At 56.0% G+C, this 2,500-nt stretch carries 2 rRNA genes (1 of these 2 cut by a window edge); both read right to left on the reverse strand.

The window, feature by feature from the left end:
• Positions 1–68 precede the first annotated feature (68 nt).
• Positions 69–184 (reverse strand): 5S ribosomal RNA (gene rrf / locus B7449_RS03845).
• 113 nt (positions 185–297) lie between these two features.
• Positions 298–2,500 (reverse strand): 23S ribosomal RNA (locus tag B7449_RS03850); it runs 536 nt beyond the window's last position.

Below are 2,500 nucleotides of genomic sequence, written 5' to 3' on the forward strand. Positions count from 1 at the left end.
CCTTCAGGTTATGAGCCTGACGAGCTACCGGGCTGCTCCACCCCGCGGTGGTGAGGGGTGACTGGAAGACCTGGCGGCGACCGACTTTCCCGTGCCTTAAGGCACAGTATCATGGGCGCTGGGGGTTTTCACGGCCGAGTTCGGGATGGGATCGGGTGGATCATTCCCCGCCATGGCCACCAGGTCATCCAGTCATCCCTTGCAAGGGGCTGAGAGGATGTGATGGGTTGGTGGTGTCAAGTATGTTGAAGAGTGGATGACTGCTGTGCATGTGTGTTGCCCTTTTGAGGGGGCTATGGAATGAGCCTGTTGGGCGATTAGGACCAGTTAGCTGCACGCATTGCTGCGCTTCCACACCTGGCCTATTGACGTGATGGTCTATCACGGCCCTCGGGGAGACCTTGTTTTGAGGTGGGTTTCCCGCTTAGATGCTTTCAGCGGTTATCCCGTCCACACTTAGCTACCCGGCTGTGCCGCTGGCGCGACAACCGGTGCACCAGAGGTATGTTCATCCCGGTCCTCTCGTACTAGGGACAAATCCTCTCAAGTCTCCAACACCCACGGCAGATAGGGACCGAACTGTCTCACGACGTTCTAAACCCAGCTCACGTACCACTTTAATCGGCGAACAGCCGAACCCTTGGGACCTGCTCCAGCCCCAGGATGTGATGAGCCGACATCGAGGTGCCAAACCTCCCCGTCGATGTGGACTCTTGGGGGAGATCAGCCTGTTATCCCTAGAGTACCTTTTATCCGTTGAGCGATGGCCCTTCCACGCGGGACCACCGGATCACTATGGCCGACTTTCGTCTCTGATCGAGCTGTCACTCTCACAGTCAGGCGGGCTTATGCCATTGCACTCGACAGTCGGTTTCCGACCGACCTGAGCCCACCATCGCGCGCCTCCGTTACACTTTGGGAGGCGACCGCCCCAGTCAAACTGCCCACCATGCAGGGTCCCGGACCTGGCTAACAGGCCTCGGTTAGACATCAGAAACAGTCAGGGTGGTATTTCAAGGATGGCTCCACCGGAACTGGCGCCCCGGTTTCAAAGCCTCCCACCTATCCTACACAGAATGTCTCTGATGCCACTGCAAAGCTGCAGTAAAGGTTCATAGGGTCTTTCCGTCTGACCGCGGGTACCCCGCATCTTCACGGGGAATTCAATTTCGCTGAGCCGATGCTGGAGACAGCGGGGAAGTCGTTACGCCATTCGTGCAGGTCGGAACTTACCCGACAAGGAATTTCGCTACCTTAGGACCGTTATAGTTACGGCCGCCGTTTACCGGGGCTTCAATTCGGTGCTTGCACACCTCCTCTTAACCTTCCGGCACCGGGCAGGCGTCAGGCCGTATACGTCGTCTCTCGACTTCGCACAGCCCTGTGTTTTTACTAAACAGTCGCTACCCCCTGGTCTGTGCCACCCGCCAATGGTTGCCCACTGACGGGTCTTGCTTATCCCGAAGTTACGCAAGTAATTTGCCTAGTTCCTTCAGCATCGTTCTCTCAAGCGCCTTGGTATTCTCTACCAGTCCACCTGTGTCGGTTTCGGGTACGGTCTATATGCCAGAGCTATTTCCTGGAATACTCCAAAAGCCGGATCAATCCGATAAGACCCGACAACATATTGTATTCGTCACTTCTGGCAGGCCCGGGAATATTTGCCCGGTTTCCATCGACTACGGCTTTCGCCCTCGCCTTAGGGGCCGGCTCACCCTGCGCGGATTAACCTTGCGCAGGAACCCTTGGACTTTCGGCGACAGTGTTTCTCGCACTGTTTGTCGCTACTCATGTCAGCATTCGCACTTCCGATATCTCCAGAGAGGGTCACCCCGTCTCCTTCACAGACCTACGGAACGCTCCGCTACCGCGCATTCAAAGAATGCACCCACAGCTTCGGCACGTGGCTTGAGCCCCGTTACATTTTCGGCGCAGGGTTTCTATTAGACCAGTGAGCTATTACGCTTTCTTTAAAGGATGGCTGCTTCTAAGCCAACCTCCTGGTTGTTTTGGAATCCCCACATCCTTTCCCACTTAGCCACGATTTGGGGGCCTTAGCTGGTGGTCTGGGCTGTTTCCCTCTCGACAATGGACCTTAGCACCCACTGTCTGTCTGCCTGGCTCATACTTCCGGGTATTCGGAGTTTGGTTAGGTTTGGTAAGGCTTTGGGCCCCCCTAGCCCATCCAGTGCTCTACCCCCCGGGGTAATACCAGACGGTCTACCTCAATAGATTTCGCGGAGAACCAGCTATTTCCGAGTTTGATTGGCCTTTCACCCCTAGCCACAGCTCATCCCCGACTTTTTCAACAGGCGTGGGTTCGGCCCTCCAGTGCGTGTTACCGCACCTTCAGCCTGGCCATGGCTAGATCACTCGGTTTCGGGTCTTCTGCCAGCAACTCGTCGCCCTATTCAGACTCGCTTTCGCTGCGCCTACACCTAACGGCTTAAGCTTGCTGCAAACAGAAACTCGCTGACCCATTATACAAAAGGTACGCCGT

Origin of the sequence: Komagataeibacter intermedius TF2 (assembly GCF_000964425.1) — a bacterium.
GTDB lineage: Bacteria > Pseudomonadota > Alphaproteobacteria > Acetobacterales > Acetobacteraceae > Komagataeibacter > Komagataeibacter intermedius.